The organism is Subtercola boreus, from assembly GCF_003399625.1.
Taxonomy (GTDB): Bacteria; Actinomycetota; Actinomycetes; order Actinomycetales; family Microbacteriaceae; genus Subtercola; species Subtercola boreus_C.
In genome coordinates this window covers 1-1,270 of the sequence record NZ_NBXA01000045.1, presented here as the reverse complement: position 1 = coordinate 1,270, position 1,270 = coordinate 1, and the positions used below count along the sequence as shown (strand labels likewise).

General features: G+C 62.5%; 2 protein-coding genes. Both read right to left on the bottom strand.

All coding sequences use genetic code 11. The features are described from left to right. Positions 1–76: 76 nt before the first annotated feature. On the bottom strand, positions 77–664 hold the full coding sequence (locus tag B7R21_RS18140; RefSeq protein WP_172592265.1) for a ParB/RepB/Spo0J family partition protein: 588 nt from the start codon (positions 662–664) through the stop codon (positions 77–79). Positions 665–757: 93 nt separating this feature from the next. Beyond that, a complete protein-coding gene (locus tag B7R21_RS18135) occupies positions 758–1,129 on the bottom strand; it encodes a DUF3846 domain-containing protein (protein WP_116284666.1) in 372 nt (123 codons plus the stop codon). Positions 1,130–1,270: the final 141 nt, after the last annotated feature.

Here is a 1,270-nt window from a genome sequence, read left to right as displayed (position 1 = left end):
ACCAGCCGGCCATCGACCAAGCCGTCATGCTTCACCGTCGCCACGGCCTCGTCCTCCACGTCGATCTTCACGTCAGTCATTCGGTTCCTCCTTGCTCAGGAGTTACACCGAAAATCGTATAGACCCAGACCGTGCCGTACCCGGCGTAGGTCGTAGCGGCCTTGCTCTTACCGATCGTCAGAGCCCCGGCGACGGTAGCCCTATCGGCACCGGCCGACTTCGCGATCTTCTCCACACTGATGCCATCAAGAGCCAACGTTTCGTAGGCTGCGATCCGGTCGGTCAGGGTGAGTTCGGCGCGGGCGAATGTGCGCAGCTGGTCAAGGATCCGGCCTGACTCTGTGCCGGTGGTGTCCGCGATACCGAATACAGCGAGCATCGACGTGAGGCCCGCCTCGCGGGCGGCGAGGAGTCGGCGTTGTCCGTCGTAGACGTACGTGATGCCGTCCTCCTCGCGGCGGGCGAGGACCGGCTCGCGGACACCTTCCGCGCGGATGGAGTCCACGAACTCGGGCGGGAGGACCGGGTTGGTTCTGATGTTCGGGTCAAGCTGCACGGCCTGCGGGTCGATCCGCTCAATCGTCACCGTCCCCGCTGCAAGGCTTGCAGCAAGGTCAGGCGTGGCAGTCGCGGCGGCGGGGGCGGTGGTGGTGTTCTTGGTCACGATGTTCTTCCTTCGATAGTGTTGGGGTTATTCGGTCGGGAACCGAGGCGCTTGCGGTGCTTCGGTCTCCGACCTTTGTTACTGGTTGGGGTGTTACAGGACGGGCAGGATCGCGTTCGCGGTCTGCCACCATCCGATGACGGTCGCGGTCTGCTCCTCGGTCAGACCACGCGTGTCGCCCTCGCCGTCCGTGGTGAGGAACAGGCCCGGGCCGGACAGGTGCGTTTGGAACGGGCGGGTTACCCGGATCATGGCGGTGAGTGTCGGGTTCGGTTCCTGCGTGTACAGGCCTTCGTCGTCCACCCACACGTCAATACCGCCGGTAAGGCGGATGACGTCGACGGTTGTGCAGCCGATGTGCTGGTACATGCCCATCAGGTGGGTGTGGGTGTTCGTGTCGTCGATGCTGACGGTGGACAGGACCCCGTTTTTGTCGACCCGGATCCCGGTGATGTGTTCGGTCATTTTTTCTTCCCTTTCGTTGTTTTGCCGTGATTCTCAATCAGGTTTGTCAAGCCGAAATGGGGGTTTGTTTCGGCCCTGACTGTCACTTCCTCCCACACGTTTTTTGCCTGGAAGGTACGAAGTACCGCGCAGGGCCGGAGG

What these genes read in the sequence shown, in the direction of transcription:
- B7R21_RS18135 (WP_116284666.1), bottom strand. Translation starts at nt 1,129, where the DNA reads ATGACCGAACACATCACCGGGATCCGGGTCGACAAAAACGGGGTCCTG.